Origin of the sequence: Sphingomonas pruni NBRC 15498 (assembly GCF_001598455.1) — a bacterium.
Classification (GTDB): Bacteria; Pseudomonadota; Alphaproteobacteria; order Sphingomonadales; family Sphingomonadaceae; genus Sphingomonas; species Sphingomonas pruni.
Map to the genome: position 1 here is coordinate 1 of NZ_BCYZ01000093.1, position 15,578 is coordinate 15,578.

Genomic DNA, 15,578 nt, shown 5'->3' on the forward strand with positions numbered 1-15,578 from the left:
CCAACCTGCCGGTTAGGGAGTAGCTGGAGCCTCCTGTCTGGCGCTTGCCGACCGTTGGCCCCCGGCACAAGGCCGGGGTGACGGTCGTATTCGAGGCAAGGGAGCCGGCGCGGAGTCAATCCGCGCCGTCGGTCGGCGCCCTTGGGCGCCGCCGGCCGGGCTCGCCGAGCTTTCGCGGAATAGCGTTAAGCTATTCCGCGTCGGCGAGCCTTACTTCGGGGAAAGCACCATCAGCATCTGACGGCCTTCCATGCGCGGATAGCTTTCGACCTTCGCGTCCTCGGCAGTGTCTTCCTGCACGCGCTTCAACAGGTTCATACCCAGCTGGCCGTGGCTCAACTCGCGGCCACGGAAGCGAAGCGTCACCTTGACCTTGTCGCCCTCACCGATGAACTTGTGGATGGCCTTCATCTTCGTTTCATAATCATGATCGTCGATGTTCGGACGCATTTTGATCTCCTTGATCTCCTGCGTCTTCTGGCTCTTGCGAGCGAGGTTGGCCTTCTTCTGCGCCTCGTACTTGAACTTGCCGACATCGAGGAACTTGGCCACGGGCGGATCGGCGTTGGGCGAGACTTCGACGAGGTCGAGACCAAGCCCTTGGGCCTGCTCCATCGCCTCTTTCGTGTACATCACGCCCAGATTCTCGCCTTCATGGTCGATCACTCGAACCTTGGGCGACTGGATCCATTCGTTGAATCGGGGGCCGTTCATCGGCGGCGCCTGGTTTGGTCGGCGCATCGTGGGAGGACGGATAGGTACTGCTCCTTTGGGTTGTGAGGGGCATGATATAGAATTTTGCCGAGGGATTTAAAAGCGGGGACAGCAAAAGTCGGCATTTATGCCCGCGAATGGCGGTTCATGGCTGAGGCAGCCAGGGTCGGCGGCAACATTTCCTCACGATTGCGAACGATTACCGCAATCCGGCGGCGATAGTCGTAAGCCGCCGCCCGGACCGGATCTCGCCACAGAAGACCCTGCCGGGCGGTCGCAGGAGGAACGTTCACCTCATCATACAGGGGAATGTTCCATGATCTATCGCTTCGCCGCCATCGCGGCGGCGTCGTTGCTGGCTGCCATGCCCGCCGCGGCGCAGGAAGAACCGCCCAAGCCAGTCACCGTGTCGGCCAATGTCGCCTTGGTATCCGACTATCGGTTCCGTGGCGTGTCGCAGTCCGACAAGCAGGCCGCGCTGCAGGGCGGCGTGACCGTCGCGCACGAAAGCGGCGTCTATGCCGGTGCCTGGGCATCGAACCTTGCCGGTTGGGGGACGTTCGGCGGCGCCAACCTCGAACTCGATCTGTTTGCCGGGATCAAGAAGCCGATCGCCAGCGGCACCACTATCGACATCGGGGTGACCTGGTACATGTATCCCGGCGGCGCCGAAACGACCGATTTCGCCGAGCCCTATATCAAGCTCGGCAAAACGATCGGACCGGCCAATCTGCTCGCCGGCATCGCTTATGCGCCGAAGCAGAAGGCGCTGGGCAACTTCTCCAACACCCCGCAGAGCCGCGGCCAGGCCCAGGATAATCTCTACCTCTGGGGCGATGCCAATATCGGCATTCCCAGGACCCCGCTGACCGCCAAGGCGCATCTCGGCCATTCTAACGGCAATCCCGGACTCGGCCCCAACGGCACCAGCGTGACGCCGACCGGCGAGTATTTCGACTGGTCGCTCGGTGTCGATTACGTCATCGGCCCGGTGACGCTGGGCGTGTCCTATGTCGATACCGATATCGGCAAGGCGAGATCGGCCTATCTGCTGCCCAATTTCGCCTCGACCAAGAATGGATCGTCGATCGCCGATGCCACCGCGCTGTTTTCGGTCAGCGCCGCTTTTTGAGACAAACGGGCGGCGAAACACCGCCGCCCGCTGTTCGTATCACGCCTGGGCCTCGGCCTCCGCCGCGACGGCGAGGTCGGGCGCCAGCGCCTCGCGCTGCAATTGTTCGATCGCCGCTGCCAGGGTCAGCACCTGCTGACGATCACTGCCCAACTGACGCAGCGCCACCGTGCCTTCGTCAGCCTCGCGCTTGCCGACGACCAGCAGGTTCGGGACCTTGGCCAGGCTGTGCTCGCGCACCTTGTAGTTGATCTTCTCGTTGCGAAGATCGGTCTCGACCCGCAGCCCCGCCTTGCGCAGCTCGGCCGCGACCTGCACCGCATAATCGTCGGCGTCCGACACGATCGTCGCCACCACGGCCTGCACCGGTGCAAGCCATGCCGGCAGCTTGCCGGCGAAATGCTCGATCAGGATGCCGATGAAGCGCTCGTAGGACCCGAAGATGGCGCGATGGAGCATCACCGGACGATGGCGCTCGCCATCCTCCCCGACATAGCTCGCGTCGAGCCGTTCGGGCAGCACACGGTCCGACTGGATCGTGCCGACCTGCCACGTCCGGCCGATCGCATCGGTCAAATGCCATTCGAGCTTGGGCGCGTAGAACGCCCCCTCACCGGGCAGCTCTTCCCAGCCATATTCCTCGTTGGCGAGACCGGCCCTGACCACGGCGTCGCGCAGTTCGGCCTCCGCCTTGTCCCACATCTCTTCGGTGCCGAAACGGTTGTCGGGCCGAAGCGCCAGCTTGATCGCATATTTGAAGCCGAAGTCGCGATAGATGCGGTCGGCGAGGCGGCAGAAGGCCTGCACTTCCTCGACGATCTGGTCCTCGCGGCAGAAGATGTGCGCATCGTCCTGGGTAAACTGACGCACGCGCATCAGCCCGTGCAACGCGCCGTGCGGCTCGTTGCGATGGCAGCAGCCATTTTCGTACAGGCGCAACGGCAGGTCGCGATACGACTTGATCCCCTGGCGGAAGATCAGGACGTGCGCCGGACAGTTCATCGGCTTCAACGCCATCCACTCGGCATGGTCGGAGACGATCGGCCCCTCATCTTCGGTGTTGGGCACTTCGTCGGGGATGACGAACATGTTCTCGCGATATTTGCCCCAATGGCCGGACTGCTCCCATTGGCGCGCGTCCATCACCTGCGGCGTCTTGACCTCGCGATAGCCCGCGGCGTCGATCGCGCGGCGCATATAGGCCTCGAGCTCGCGCCAGATCATATAGCCCTTGGGGTGCCAGAACACCGACCCGTGCGCTTCGGCCTGGAGGTGGAACAGGTCCATCTCCTGCCCCAGCTTGCGATGGTCGCGCTTCGCCGCCTCCTCCAGCCGGAACAGGTGCTGATCGAGCTGCTTCTTGTTGAGCCAGCCCGTGCCGTAGATGCGCGAGAGCATCGCGTTATTCTGGTCGCCGCGCCAATAGGCGCCCGACACGCGCGTCAGCTTGAAAGCCTGCGGATCGAGCTTGCCGGTCGAGGCGAGATGCGGGCCGCGGCACATGTCGAGCCAGGCATCCGGGCGATTGCCGGCCTTGTAGACCGTCAGTTCCTCGCCCTCGGGCAATTCGGCGGCCCATTCGGCCTTGAACGTCTCGCCTTGCGCCTTCCAGCGCGCAATCAAATCGGCGCGGCTCCATACCTCGCGGACCAGCGGCTCGTCGCGGGCGATGATGGCGCGCATCTCGGCCTCGATCGCGGGCAACTCTTCCTCGGTGAACGGCCCATGTTCGGGCGTCGGCGCGAAGTCGTAATAGAAACCGTCATCGGTCGCCGGCCCGAACGTGATCTGCGTGCCCGGAAACAGGTTCTGCACCGCCTCGGCCAGGATGTGCGCGAAATCGTGGCGCGCCAGTTCCAGCGCGTCCTTCTCGTCACGGCTGGTCACCAGCGCGAGTTGGGCGTCGCTCTCAAGCGGCCGCGTGATGTCGCGCAATTCGCCATCGACGCGCGCGGCGATCGCGGCCTTGGCCAAACCGGGGCCGATCGCCGCGGCGATGTCGGCCGGGGTCGTGCCGGGCGCGACCTCGCGAACCGAGCCGTCGGGGAGCGTGATCGAGAGCATTTCCATGGTCGTTCCTGTCAGTTGGCGCGCCTATGCACCGGGCAGCGTCCGAGGGAAAGACTGGAACGGGGAGTGGACGCCAACCTCACCCATTCCCGGGCGAGGCAATCGGCGTAAGCGTCAGTCGCGCGCGCCGAACACCCCCCGGAAAGCCGGGGTAGTGGTGGTAGTCGTGGCGAACGCGCTGTTCATGTGGGCGGATATATGGCGGGCCGGCTAAAAAATCCAGCCGCGGCTATTGCTTGTCCGCCGCGATCTGCTGGAGCTGCCATTCGATCGAGCTCCACAAATGCGCGGTATGGGCGGCCACCGTATCGCGTAACGCCTTTGCATTGGGAGTCGTGGCGTCGAGTTGATCGACCGCGGCGACGTTCGCGTCCTTGAGTTTGGCAACCGTGCCGACGGGATCGCTGTCATTGCCGAGCAGCGACAGCCAGGCGCCTTCGACCGCCATGCGCAACGCCACCAGCTGGGCCTGCAGGTCGGCAATATCGTCCATGGTTCAATCCTCAATAGATGCGGGCGGCGAACTCCTTCGCGAGTCATCGCCGATGTCGCGCGGGCCTATGGACGCGTTCGACCTGAAGGAAAAGGCCGCCCCGTCACGCAACCGTCGCCGATCATAACCCTGTCTTATCGGACTATTGCCACATTCGATTTTTGCCGGCGCGCCCGGCGCCTTAGACGATCGGGGCAGGAGGATCGCCCGATGGACAAGACCGTCATCCTGCGTCGTTGGTCGGCGCGCATTCGTACCGCCGACGAGGCGGACTATGTCGCCTATATCGCCGACACCGGACTTGACGATTATCGTGCGACGCCGGGCAATCTCGGCGCGCAGATGCTGGTCCGCACGCTCGGCAATGGCGAAAGCGAGGTCACGACGCTCAGCTGGTGGGATTCAATCGACGCGATCGCGGCGTTCGCCGGTGAGGATATCGACCGCGCGCGTTATTATCCCGAGGACGACCGCTTCCTGCTCACGCGGCCCGACCATGTCGAGCATCACCGCGTGGTCGGTGGCGCTGATCTGGTCGAGCGCGAAAGCCCCCACCCGCGAGGAGTGGAGGCTTAGTCCCTGACCGAACCGACCGGCCCCTCACGCGCCGGCAAGCGCCTCGGCCGGATAGTCCGTGCTGACCGCGAGGTCGCGCCATTTTGCGAGTTCGGCGGCGACGAAAGCGTTCTTGGTCTCGACTCGCGCCACGCTGTCGCTACCGAGCTGAATCCGCATCGGCGGCTCGGCCTCGCCCGCGAGGCGGAGGATCGCGGTGGCGAGCTTTTCGGGATCGCCCTGTTGCGCATGGTTATTGTCGGTCGACCACGCCCGGGTCCTGCCCGACGTTTCCGCGTAATCGTCGATATGGTTGGCGTGCGGCACCAATGAGCTGGCATCGAGGAAGTCGGTCCGGAACGCGCCCGGTTCGACGACGGTGACATGCACGCCGAGCGGCGCGAGTTCCTGGAACATCGCCTCGCTGATCGCTTCGACAGCGAACTTGGTCGAGCAATAGATGCCAAATCCGGCGCGCGACTGATAGCCGCCGATCGACGAGATGTTGAACACCCGGCCCGAGCGCTGACGGCGCATATGCGGCAATACCGCGCGAGTCACGCCGAGCAGGCCAAACACGTTGGTCGCATAGATGCGCTCGATCTCCGCGGCACTTGCTTCCTCGACCGCGCCGACCATGCCGAACCCGGCATTGTTGACCAATATGTCGATGCGGCCGAAACGCTTGATCGCGGTTGCGACAGCGTCATTGGCTTGGCCGTGGTCGGTTACGTCGAGCCGGACCGCGAGCAGATTGTCGTGATCACCCAGCGCCTCGGTCACGGCGTCGGGATTGCGCGCGGTCGCAACGACCGCGTCGCCGCTGTCGAGCGCGGCCCTGGCAATCAGTGCACCGAACCCGCGCGATGCGCCCGTGATGAACCAAATCCGCATGATCTGTCTCCTCGATGTGAATATCGCCCGGCAGCACTCTGTCGGCGGAAACCAGATAGATGCTGGTACCTGATGAGATAATCGGCAATATTCTCCACGAGAAGATGAACAGGATTCACTAATTTGCAGCGCATTGCCCCGGGCGACCTGACCGTCTTCCTCGCCATCGCACGCGCTGGAAGCTTCCGTGAGGCCGCCGTCGCACTCGGCGTCACGCCCTCGGCGCTCAGCCACGCTTTGCGCGCCCTCGAGGAGCGGCTCGACGTCCGCCTGATCAACCGCACCACGCGCAGCGTCGCGCTGACCGAGGCGGGGCAACGCCTGTACGACCGCGTCGACCCCGCCTTTCGCGACATCGACGATGCGATTGAGGAATTGAACACCCTGCGCGGTACGCCAATCGGTACGTTGCGGCTCAACACCGCGCTCGCGTCGGCCCGGCTCGAATTGATGCCATTGCTCGCCGGCTTCCTCGCGGCCAATCCCTCGGTCGAGGTCGAGATCATCGCGCAGACCGCGCTCGTCGACACCGTGGCGCAGGGCTATGACGCCGGCGTCCGGTTCGGCGAGCGGATCGCCGCCGACATGATCGCGGTGCCGATCGGGCAGCGCCGGCGGTTCGCCGTGGTCGGCTCGCCCGCTTATTTCGAGCGCTGGCCGCGGCCGGTCCATCCGCGCGACCTGATCGGCCTGCCCTGCATCTGCTATAAGTTCGATCGGGGTGACGATTACCACTGGGAGTTCGAGCGCGCCGGGGTCGAGCTGGAAATCGCGGTCGACGGTCCCTTCGCCACCAACGAGCACGAACTGATGCTGAGTGCCGCGCTCGACGGAATCGGACTGGCGTTCGTGTTCGAGGAAATGGCCGCCGATCTGATCGCTGCGGGACGGCTCGAGCGTGTGCTCGGCGACTGGTGTCCCTATTGGCCGGGCCTGTATCTCTATTATCCGAGCCGGCGGCAGATGCCGGGGCCGTTACGCGCGTTCATCGATTACGCGCGCGATCGCGAGCGTCAGGCGGCCTGAACGCCGATCGTCGCCGTGCGGCGCGCCCGCAGCCGGGCGTGCTCGGCATCGCTCAGCTCGGGCGCCATCATCTGGCGGACATGAGCGATGTGCGCGCGGACCCGGCCGTTGAACCACGCGACGCCGGCCGCGGCCTGATCCCAGTCGAGCGGCCCGTCGTCGACGCGCGCAACGAACTCGCGGACATTGAAACGCAGATCCTCGGTCAGCGCGATGCATTCGACCTTGAGCTCGTTGACGCGCGCGCGCATCGCCACATCGGCATGTTCCAGCATCGGCGCGAACACCTGACGGTGCACGAACAATTGATAGGAGGCGATCACCAGGGCGGATTCGGCCATCCGGCGCTTTACCGCATCCTCGGACGCCGGGTCGCGCGCCGCGACCAGGGCGTCGCCTTCGGCCATCATCCGTTCGATCTTGGTATGATATTCTTCCAGCGTCTGCGGCATCGGTGACCTCTCGATCGCCGATCGCTAGCGTGAATTGGTTAGCAAAGGCTTTGAGAACCTACGTAGTTCGACGGAGGCGCCCAATATGGGTATGATTAGGTACTCGAAATGATCTGGCCAAATGGAACGACATGATTGTTGCTGTCGTGGCCGATCAGCGCGCGGCCTTCGTACAGCACTTTCATTATCTTGCTCCAATCCCACGCGATTTGGTCGGGCGTGTGGCCGAAATCGGCCTGACCATCGGCTGGCGGCAAGGTAATCGAGCCGAGGCGGAGGCTGGCGATGCCCGACAATTGCGTCGCGTTGGCAACATGGAACATCATCCGGTCGACTCGGTAGAGATGCTCACTGACTTCCTCGACCAGCAAATCGTGGTCGGTCAGATCGGGCAGCCAATGCGTGCCGATCATCGCGTCCAGGATCGACAGGTTGAACGCGGCCGCCGGACGGCCCGATCCGATGATCCCGGGCTCGAGCCCCGCTTTGTCGCCATGGACCAGCCAGCCGAGCGTCCGCCGGACCGACGCGCCATTGTCGTTGCGCGTAACGTCGATCGGCATCGGGCCGTGGATCGGCTTGCCGATCTTGCGCGCATAGAGCGCCCCGAGCATGAACCCCATATCCGAATAACCGACATAGGATTTGCGCTTCGCGGCGTCCTCCAGATGCGGGAAGATCAGCGGGAACAGGCGGTTGGAGCCATAGCCGCCGCGCGCGAACCACACCGCATGGACGCTGGGATCGTTGGCGTATTTCAGGAAGGTGTCGGCCCGCAACTGATCGGGCCCCGCCCAGGTATGGCCGCCGCCCGAGGCATAGCATTGCGGGTCGATCACCAGCTCGACATCATAACCCGCGGCGATTGCCGGCAGCGCGTCGAGCGAATGCTCCTCGACCCGGTTGGCGGGCGCCATCACCGCGATTTTCATCTACCCTACCGTCCCGTTCTTGCCGTCGTCCCAGAAAGCGGGGATAGCCCGGTGCGATGGACATGAGCAAACCCTGTTTCTTCGTCGGCATCGGCGGATCGGGCATGATGCCGCTGGCGATGATCCTGGCGGCGCGCGGCGCCAGCGTGGCGGGATCGGACCGCAGCCTCGACCAGGCGCGGCTGCCGGCCAAGTTCGACTATCTGCGCGACTTGGGAATCGCCCTGTTCCCCCAGGACGGCAGCGGCATCACTTCGCCCGATCAGGTCGTCATCGCCTCGGCCGCGATCGAGCCGACGGTGCCGGACATGGTCGCCGCCGAGCGGCTGGAGTGCCCGCGCATGACTCGCGCGGAAATGCTCGCCGATCTGTTCAATGCCAGCACGATGCCGATCGGCGTCGCCGGCACCAGCGGCAAGTCGACGGTGACCGGCATGATCGGCTGGATCCTCCATGCGCTGCGCCGCGATCCGACGGTGATGAACGGCGCGGTGATGAAGAATTTCGCCACGCCTAACGCGGCCTTCGCCAGCGCGCTGGTCGGCGGCGGCGACGTCTTCGTCAGCGAAGTCGATGAAAGCGACGGCTCGATCGCGCTGTTCGCGCCGCGCATCGCGGTGCTCAACAATGTCAGCCTCGATCACAAGAGCCTGGACGAGCTCAACCAATTGTTCGGCGACTTCATCGCCAAGTCGGAGATCGCGGTCGTCAATCTCGATAACGAGGATGGCGCGCGGCTCGCCGGAACGCTGCCCGCCAATCGCGTGGTCGGGTTCGCGCTCAAGGCCGATGCCGAGATCACCGCGACCGATATCGTCGAAGAACCCTATGGCGCGCATTTCCAACTCGTTGCGCGCGGACACGATCCCGTCGCGGTCGAGCTCCAGGTGCCCGGCCGCCACAATATCGCCAACGCGCTCGCGGCGATCGCCGCGTGCCACGCGGCGGGCGTCTCGTTCGACGATGCCGCGGTCGCGCTCGGCGGCTTCACCGGGCTGCGCCGCCGCTTCGAGCTGGTGGGAGAGACCAACGGCATCGCGGTGCTCGACGATTTCGGGCACAATCCCGACAAGATCGCCGCGACGCTGACCACGCTCCACGCCTTTCCCGGCCGGCTGATCGTCCTGTTCCAGCCGCATGGTTACGGCCCGCTCAAGACGATGCGCCGCGAACTGGTCGCCGCCTTCGCCCATGGGTTGAAGGCGGACGATGTCCTGGTCCTCCCCGATCCCGCTTATTATGGCGGTACCGTTAGCCGCGAAGTGACCAGCGCCGACATCGTCGCCGACGTGAAGGCGGCCGGCCGCAACGCGAGCCACATCGCCGATCGCGCCGAAGCGGCGGACATGATCGCAGGGATCGCACAACCGGGCGATCGTGTGGTGGTGATGGGCGCGCGCGACGACACGCTGAGCGTGCTCGCGGGCGATATATTGGCGAAGATCGCGGGGCTGTGACGCCGGCGCGCGAGCAAAGAAAAAGGGCCGCGCGGCGCACGCCGCACGGCCCTTTGACGATTTGATCGCTTACTTGGTCGCCGAAGCCGGCTGCGCGGTTGCCTGAGGCGGCACTGCGGCCGTCGTCGCCGGCACGGCGGCCGGAGCGGGCGCCGCCGAGGCGCCAGCCGGTACCATTACCGGGATGACGGTCGTCGTGTAGACCTTGAGCTCGCGGCCCTGCTCGACGATTGCGCTCTTGCCGGTGACGAACGCGCCGAAGACGCCGACCGCGACCACCGCGCCGACCGCGGCGCCGGTATTGCCCTTGCCTTCCTGGCGGAACTTGCCCGACAGCGCATAACGCTGACCGCCGAGGTCGAAGCTGCGGATCTCATATTCCATCTTCGCCGACTTGCCGAACGCGCCCTTGCCGGTGCGCCAGGTGACGACGCCGTTGACCGGCGTACCCTTGGGGATGACGACGACATTGCCGAGCATCACGTCATAGGCAACCGTCGAGAGGAACGTCGAACCTTCGCGCGCCTTCTTCGAATTGAGTTCCGAGTTCAGCCGCACGACCACTTCGCTATTGGTCGGCAGCACCGCGTCCGCGGCAATCGTCGGCGTGGTCGGCGCAACACCGGCCGGCCAGCTGGCCGCAATCGGCTTCGCGGCACCCGCCGGCGCATCGACATTGACCGGCGCGGCGTTCTTGTCCTTGGCGATGACCGGCGCGGACGCGCACACCAACGCAACCGCCGCAGCGGTCATAATCACCTTCTTCATGCAAACCCCCTCTGCGAATCGCCTCCCCCCGGAGGCGAACTTGTTCTGTATTATCGGGATATTGCAGTTCCACCACAAATTTCTTGCCCGTTCTGGCGGGAGTGGGCGTCGCCCTGCTGCACATAGTAGGGCGGCCGCGGAACAGTTCGCCTCGGCGGTCCCACAGCGGGCGACACGCCGTCGCAATGGCGAGAGCCATGCTAAACCGGTGTAACTGTAAAGCACCCTGGACATTAGATACATGACAAAGCATCCAGAGTGCAGTTCAGCCCAGGCCGACGGGCTGGCGTTTAAAATTGATGAAGCGACTCTCGCTGAGGCTAGGCGTCAGTTTGACGATCGGCTTTCGCAGCAAAGTCCGGGCGAAGAGGCGATTGGCCGCGATGCTCTCGGTCTTCAGCTAGCGCGTACATGCCTACGTAACAGTCGGCGACCGCCTGCCAAGCGTTGATATGGAGGGCCAGCGCTTCGGCTAGCTGACCTTCCGAATAGCTTCGCTCTGTCAGGCGAAGTTGAGAGCGAGCTGTCAGCTTTCGCGTGCCCTTGAACGGCGTCTCTGGCTTGAAACAGAACGGGCCATGGACGATGTCATTGCGAACGTCGGAAGCTTTCCTGACGAGTTTGATAGCCTCTTCAACTTCAGTCGTCAGATCATCCCATTGAACAAAATATGGCGTGATTGCGAGTACCATATCACACAAGCTAGAAGCTTTCAGATGCGTGGTCATTGCGATTCCAGGCACCTCTGCAACCCGCAACATGGCAAGTGGCATTCGCTTAAGCGTATCTTCTATCATGCCCGACAATACGACGATTTCACCAATCAACTTAAAGTCAGCGGCCTTCAGGCCCGTGCGTTTCAGTGGTGTAGGTCGTCGCATGATCGATATTTTCCCCCGCGAAGACGAAGTGCTCAAGCGTATGCTGCGCAGTCCCCCAAAGCCACACCCGAAACCAGCCGATACGGATGAACCTCGGCGGCGGGGAAGGCCGATTAGAAAGCTAGCCGCCCGTCGATCGAGACGAACGTAACGAGAAAATGCCTATCACGACGAATACGACCCCCATCCAAAACACCATGCTCAGTGCGCCATTGGTCGGATGATAGGTGTTCTTACCGAGGATCATCATGACAAGGCCGGTCATCCCGGCGAACTTTCCTAGTCTCCTCGCGGACTCATTCATCGCCGTCATCTCTGCTGCGCTTTAGCGTCCAACCGCTATCACACGCACGCCCCTTGAACACTCGCTACTGCCGAAGGGCATAATGCGTTCGCCATGCACGAAGTCGAGCGGAATTCGCGCGCTGTCGATATTGATCAAGCCTTTCGCAGAATCCGATGGCGGCGCCCGACGGCGGAGCCGGGCCGCGCCCTGTGGACACAGGGTGCGCGCCATGGGGCCTGTAAAGCACCCTGGACATTATATACATGACAAAGCATCCAGAGTGCAGTACACCAGCCAGCGACAGGCCGGCGCACGGCGAGGAGGAGCTAGTTTGCCCTCTCCGCAAGGAGATAGAAGAAATCGTCGAGGATGCTTTGAAACGCGGGCGACGCGAGCGGTATGATGGGCAGGGCGCGCCAAGCATCAGCGTTCCCCCCTCTGGGGTGGATAGGGAAAAGCCCGAAGTACTGCCCATACCAGTTGTGGTCGGGCGTGATGGTGCCAAAGGGCGCGCTAAAAATATGGACGATGAGTTGCCCGAGCGAGACAGTTGTTACCGCTATGTTGGGCTCGGAGGGGCCGATTATGTCGGTGAGGGATGAAATCACCCTATTAGAGTAGGCGATGTCATTCAGACCAGTCAGCATCCCTATCCAAACAAACCAGTTTTTTGGTATTTGGCCGGTTTCAGCGATCGTGCGCCTATCTGCGTTAGTAACACCGTGGGTGTCGTGACTCATTGCCACCACGGTAGCCGTCATAGCAGCCCATTTTGCAATGATCTCCAGTTGGCGATCAGTGAAGCCGTTCCATACGCCGTTGATCAACGGAACAAGTATCGGAATTGCTTTGTCCTGGAGCTTTTTCATCCAGCCCGTGTTGCACTTCTTGCAAACTTTGAAGAGTGTCCTGGTCCCGAGATGGCCCTCTGATCTATTTGTTCTCGACCTGATTGGAGTTTCCCGATCCCCTCGCCTCGTCTGAAAATGAACGCGAGACTCATGCTTCCTCGGAATGACTTTACGAAGCCAATCAGGTAAAACGTGTTCCCGCGACATATCAGTGCGGGAGCCGCAAAAAATGCAGGTCCGTGCGGAGGTAGGACGAGATGGCGAAGGCAATGCAGAATCCAGAAGATGAAGTGCTCAAGCGTATGCTGCGCACTCCCCCAAAGCCACACCCGAAACCAGCCGATACGGATGAACCTCGGCGGCGGGGAAGGCCGATAGCGAGCTAGTCGCGATCCTTGCGGTAGCCATAGTTGCCGCCCTTGTGAACTCGCTTCTTACCAAGCGCCGGGTGCTTAGGCTGCGACTGCACCAATCCGCCGATAGGTGAGGCGCTTGCCCGCGATGCCCTTCAAGGCGATTTCGGCGCGCTGATCGTCCTCGATCCCGTTCGCCGAGCGATAGGTGTAGCGGAAATCGAACTCGCGCAGATAACGCTGCAAGTGCTGCGAGCCGCAATGCTGGTAGATGCCGCGCATCCCACGCTTGAAGATGCCGAAGAAGCCTTCGATCGTGTTCGTGTGGATCGTGGCGTCACCCTTGCGGACGTATTCCTTCTTGGCGTGATTGACGAAGTCGTGACCGGCATAGGCCGCGCCGATCGTCTTGTAGTGATGAGCTTCGTCGGTCATCAGCTTGGCGTCCTTCGCCATGTGCTGCGCCAGGATCGGACCGACCGACTTGTGCGAGAAATTGCCGGTGAACACGACCGACGTAGCACGGCCGGTCGTGCGATCGACCAGCGAGATAACCTTGTTCATGTTGTGGATCGCCATGCGGCTGTTGCCGGGGACGCGGCCAATGAAAGTCTCGTCCACCTCGACGGTGCCGCCACCCGACCCCATCGGGGGCTCGTTGCCTTCTGGGATCATCGCTTCGCGGATGCGGTGCGCCATGAACCACGCGGTCTTGTAGGTAACGCCCAACATGCGGTGAAGCTGGTGCGCGCTGACGCCCTTCTTGCTCGAAGTGAGCAGATGGACAGCCAACAGCCACTTGTTGAGCGGAACCTTGCTGTCCGAGAACACCGTGTTGACGGTCACGGTGAACTGCTGGCGGCACGCGTTGCACTGGATCACGCCATTACGGATCGCGCCTTCGGGGTTCTTCTTGCTCGGCTTGCCGCGCTGCGCCGGGAGCCGCTTCACGTCCACACCGCCACAGTGAGGGCAAACCGGGCCGTTGGGCCAGTGCAGGGCTTCCAGATGCTCGCGGGCTGCGTCGGCATCGGTGAAGCGGGGGGCGGTTAGGTTCGTCATGCCCTCCAGCTACCGCTAGGGGTGTGCTTTGTCAAGTATATAATGTCCAGCACCCTTGACTGACAAGCGTGCTTTACTGTAAAGCTCACTTTACTGATTCGAAAGGAGCCTTTACATGATCATGAGCCCCGCCACCCGGCGCTATAACAAGCGGGTCATCCTACTCAGCCTCGTCTACGCCGCGTTCCTGATCGGCGCCGTCTATGCGTTCAAACATCATCTGGTCGGTGGTCCGGTCGCCTGGATCGTGGCGATCCTGCCGGCGCTTCCGATCATCGGTATCTTCGCCGCGATCGGGCTCTACCTGGTCGAGGAGCAGGACGAATATGTCCGCATGCTGATGGTGCGCCAGACGCTCTGGGCGTCGGGCTTCGCGCTCAGCATCGCGACCATGTGGGGCTTTCTCGAAAGCTTCGAGCTGGTCAGCCATGTCGAGGTCTATTGGGTCTCGGTCCTGTGGTTCGGCGGGCTTGGCCTCGGCAATTTCGCCAACCGGCTGACGATGGGGGGAGGTCGATGAACAACCGCCTCAAGGTGCTGCGCGCCGAGCGCAACTGGAGCCAGGGCGACTTGGCCGACAAGCTCGAGGTCAGCCGGCAGAGCGTCAACGCGATCGAGACCGGCCGCTACGACCCCTCGCTCCCTCTCGCCTTCAAGATCGCCGAGCTGTTCGAGCTCGCCATCGAAGACATCTTCGTCTCTCCCAGCAAGGAAGCCTGAACCATGAACCACTTCACTCTCCGTTTGGCCGTCGCCGTGCTCGCACCGCTCGCCATCCTCCAGCCCAATATCGGGCATTGCGCTCCGACCGCGGCGACCAGCACTGGCGAAGTCCGGATGGATCACATTTCGGTGACCGAGGCCGGCAAGGGATCGCCGGTCATCCTGATCCCGGGTCTCGCCACTCCTCGCGCGGTGTGGGACGGGGTCGTGCCCGAACTAGCGAAGAATCACCGGGTCATCCTGGTCCAGGTCAATGGCTTTGCCGGCGACGATCCCGGCGCCAACCTCAAGCCCGGCGTGCTCGACGGGATCGTCACCGATCTCGATGCCTATATCGTGAAGAACAAGCTGACCGGTGCCGCCGTGGTCGGGCATTCGATGGGCGGACTGGTCGGCATGATGCTGGCGAAAGCGCACCCCGGCGACATCGGCAAGCTGATGATCGTGGACTCGCTGCCGTTCTTCGCAGTGCTCCGGGCGCCTCCCGGGGTCGAGGTGACGCCGGCCATGGTCGCGCCGCAAGCCGCCGTGGCTCGCGACAAGATCGCCGCTACCTACGGGAAACCGATGAGCGATGCCGACGCCGCAAGCCAGACCAAGGGCCTCGCACTCAAACCCGACAGCATCACCAAGATGAAGGCATGGGCAATGAAGGCGGATTCGCGTGTCACCGCGGAGGTATTGTACGAGGACCTCATCACCGACCTGCGATCGGATCTGCCATCGATCAAGGCGCCGATCACAGTGCTCTATCCGTGGAACTCGGGATACCCGACCAGGGAAATGGCCGGCCCCTTCTATCGGAAGCAATATGCCGCCGCGCCGAACGTTACCTATGTCGACATCGGCGATGCCGCGCATTTCGTGATGCTCGACCAGCCCGACGCATTCCTGAAGGCGCTGACCGCTTTCGCGGGGTGAAGCTCTTC

18 protein-coding genes are annotated in these 15,578 nt (G+C 63.0%); 7 read left to right on the forward strand and 11 right to left on the reverse strand.

What is annotated here, in order from left to right:
- Nucleotides 1-210 precede the first annotated feature (210 nt).
- Nucleotides 211-741, reverse strand: a complete 531-nt coding sequence (gene infC, locus SPR01S_RS18945) for a translation initiation factor IF-3 (protein ID WP_066592581.1) — start codon at nucleotides 739-741, stop codon at nucleotides 211-213.
- Between the two features lie 289 nt (nucleotides 742-1,030).
- Between infC and SPR01S_RS18950 the strand changes: the two genes are divergently transcribed.
- A complete protein-coding gene (locus SPR01S_RS18950; RefSeq protein ID WP_157082353.1) occupies nucleotides 1,031-1,846 on the forward strand; it encodes a TorF family putative porin in 816 nt (271 codons plus the stop codon).
- A 39-nt stretch (nucleotides 1,847-1,885) separates the two neighbouring features.
- Here SPR01S_RS18950 and thrS read toward each other — a convergent pair whose 3' ends face one another.
- Nucleotides 1,886-3,910: a threonine--tRNA ligase gene (thrS, locus tag SPR01S_RS18955; RefSeq protein ID WP_066592621.1), complete on the reverse strand. Its 2,025-nt coding sequence runs from the start codon at nucleotides 3,908-3,910 to the stop codon at nucleotides 1,886-1,888.
- A gap of 235 nt (nucleotides 3,911-4,145) precedes the next feature.
- The gene (locus tag SPR01S_RS18960) at nucleotides 4,146-4,409 is read right to left on the reverse strand and encodes a hypothetical protein (RefSeq protein ID WP_066592584.1); all 264 of its coding nucleotides are present in this window, start codon (nucleotides 4,407-4,409) and stop codon (nucleotides 4,146-4,148) included.
- Nucleotides 4,410-4,619: 210 nt separating this feature from the next.
- Between SPR01S_RS18960 and SPR01S_RS18965 the strand changes: the two genes are divergently transcribed.
- The gene (locus SPR01S_RS18965) at nucleotides 4,620-4,985 is read left to right on the forward strand and encodes a hypothetical protein (RefSeq protein ID WP_066592587.1); all 366 of its coding nucleotides are present in this window, start codon (nucleotides 4,620-4,622) and stop codon (nucleotides 4,983-4,985) included.
- A 24-nt stretch (nucleotides 4,986-5,009) separates the two neighbouring features.
- Here SPR01S_RS18965 and SPR01S_RS18970 read toward each other — a convergent pair whose 3' ends face one another.
- Nucleotides 5,010-5,858 (reverse strand): oxidoreductase, encoded by an 849-nt coding sequence (locus SPR01S_RS18970; RefSeq protein WP_066592590.1) that lies wholly within the window; start codon nucleotides 5,856-5,858, stop codon nucleotides 5,010-5,012.
- 123 nt (nucleotides 5,859-5,981) lie between these two features.
- Between SPR01S_RS18970 and SPR01S_RS18975 the strand changes: the two genes are divergently transcribed.
- Nucleotides 5,982-6,884: a LysR family transcriptional regulator gene (locus SPR01S_RS18975; protein WP_066592593.1), complete on the forward strand. Its 903-nt coding sequence runs from the start codon at nucleotides 5,982-5,984 to the stop codon at nucleotides 6,882-6,884.
- On the opposite strand, the gene SPR01S_RS21735 is transcribed toward SPR01S_RS18975, so the two are convergent.
- Nucleotides 6,872-7,336, reverse strand: a complete 465-nt coding sequence (locus SPR01S_RS21735; RefSeq protein ID WP_066592596.1) for a hypothetical protein — start codon at nucleotides 7,334-7,336, stop codon at nucleotides 6,872-6,874. The two genes, SPR01S_RS18975 and SPR01S_RS21735, sit on opposite strands and share 13 nt — an antisense overlap.
- A gap of 95 nt (nucleotides 7,337-7,431) precedes the next feature.
- Entirely contained in the window at nucleotides 7,432-8,268 is an 837-nt protein-coding gene (locus SPR01S_RS18985; protein ID WP_066592598.1) for an LD-carboxypeptidase, read from the reverse strand.
- Between the two features lie 56 nt (nucleotides 8,269-8,324).
- On the opposite strand from SPR01S_RS18985, the gene SPR01S_RS18990 reads away from it, so the two are divergent.
- Nucleotides 8,325-9,725, forward strand: a complete 1,401-nt coding sequence (locus tag SPR01S_RS18990; RefSeq protein ID WP_066592601.1) for a UDP-N-acetylmuramate--L-alanine ligase — start codon at nucleotides 8,325-8,327, stop codon at nucleotides 9,723-9,725.
- A gap of 69 nt (nucleotides 9,726-9,794) precedes the next feature.
- Here SPR01S_RS18990 and SPR01S_RS18995 read toward each other — a convergent pair whose 3' ends face one another.
- From SPR01S_RS18995 to SPR01S_RS19010, 5 genes are all read right to left on the reverse strand, one after another.
- Nucleotides 9,795-10,493 (reverse strand): hypothetical protein, encoded by a 699-nt coding sequence (locus SPR01S_RS18995; protein WP_066592603.1) that lies wholly within the window; start codon nucleotides 10,491-10,493, stop codon nucleotides 9,795-9,797.
- Between the two features lie 320 nt (nucleotides 10,494-10,813).
- Entirely contained in the window at nucleotides 10,814-11,374 is a 561-nt protein-coding gene (locus SPR01S_RS19000) for a hypothetical protein (protein WP_157082354.1), read from the reverse strand.
- A gap of 121 nt (nucleotides 11,375-11,495) precedes the next feature.
- Complete coding sequence (locus tag SPR01S_RS21740) at nucleotides 11,496-11,687, reverse strand: hypothetical protein (RefSeq protein ID WP_157082355.1); 192 nt, start codon at nucleotides 11,685-11,687, stop codon at nucleotides 11,496-11,498.
- A gap of 299 nt (nucleotides 11,688-11,986) precedes the next feature.
- On the reverse strand, nucleotides 11,987-12,529 hold the full coding sequence (locus SPR01S_RS19005) for a hypothetical protein (protein WP_066592607.1): 543 nt from the start codon (nucleotides 12,527-12,529) through the stop codon (nucleotides 11,987-11,989).
- A 434-nt stretch (nucleotides 12,530-12,963) separates the two neighbouring features.
- Nucleotides 12,964-13,926, reverse strand: a complete 963-nt coding sequence (locus SPR01S_RS19010) for an IS1595 family transposase (protein ID WP_066592609.1) — start codon at nucleotides 13,924-13,926, stop codon at nucleotides 12,964-12,966.
- A 115-nt stretch (nucleotides 13,927-14,041) separates the two neighbouring features.
- Here SPR01S_RS19010 and SPR01S_RS19015 point away from each other — a divergent pair, with 115 nt between their 5' ends.
- The 3 genes from SPR01S_RS19015 to SPR01S_RS19025 are packed head-to-tail and all read left to right on the forward strand — an operon-like array spanning nucleotide 14,042 to nucleotide 15,570.
- The gene (locus SPR01S_RS19015; protein WP_066592612.1) at nucleotides 14,042-14,446 is read left to right on the forward strand and encodes a hypothetical protein; all 405 of its coding nucleotides are present in this window, start codon (nucleotides 14,042-14,044) and stop codon (nucleotides 14,444-14,446) included.
- Nucleotides 14,443-14,646 carry a helix-turn-helix transcriptional regulator gene (locus SPR01S_RS19020; protein ID WP_066592615.1) on the forward strand — a complete coding sequence of 68 codons (204 nt, stop codon included), beginning with the start codon at nucleotides 14,443-14,445 and terminating at the stop codon, nucleotides 14,644-14,646. The genes SPR01S_RS19015 and SPR01S_RS19020 overlap by 4 nt, the downstream gene beginning before the upstream one ends.
- A 3-nt stretch (nucleotides 14,647-14,649) precedes the next feature.
- Nucleotides 14,650-15,570, forward strand: coding sequence for an alpha/beta fold hydrolase (locus SPR01S_RS19025; protein WP_066592618.1), 921 nt, complete (start codon nucleotides 14,650-14,652; stop codon nucleotides 15,568-15,570).
- Nucleotides 15,571-15,578 lie beyond the last annotated feature (8 nt).